The following is a 345-nucleotide window of genomic DNA, read 5'->3' on the forward strand; positions in this document are numbered from 1 at the left end:
GCTGCTCCTCTCTTCCACGGCTCCGTCGCTGATATCGGCTCCGGTGCTGGACTTCCTGGGCTGGTGCTCGCGATCGCCCGCCCGGATGTGCAGTGGACGCTGGTCGAACCGATGGAGCGGCGGATCACCTGGCTCAACGAGCAGGTCGATGCTCTGGAACTCGCAAACGTCGCTGTCCTTCGTTCTCGTGCGGAGGACGTGCAGCCCGGGGATGGCTTCGATGTCGTGACTGCTCGAGCCGTCAGCGCGCTGCGTACCCTGATCCCGTTGACTGCTCCGCTGGTACGAGACGGCGGCGAGCTCGCGCTCCTCAAGGGGATGAACGCACCGAACGAGATCGATGGG

Annotated in this window: 1 protein-coding gene; it reads left to right on the top strand. The window is 65.2% G+C overall.

Features of this window, described 5'->3' with window-relative positions; all coding sequences use genetic code 11:
* Positions 1–345: 16S rRNA (guanine(527)-N(7))-methyltransferase RsmG (rsmG, locus tag ABY44_RS16155; protein ID WP_431641394.1), on the top strand; the 345-nt coding region annotated here is incomplete at both ends.

Source organism: Burkholderia sp. ZZQ-2, from assembly GCF_050768715.1.
In the GTDB taxonomy this organism is placed as follows: Bacteria; Pseudomonadota; Gammaproteobacteria; order Burkholderiales; family Burkholderiaceae; genus Burkholderia; species Burkholderia cepacia.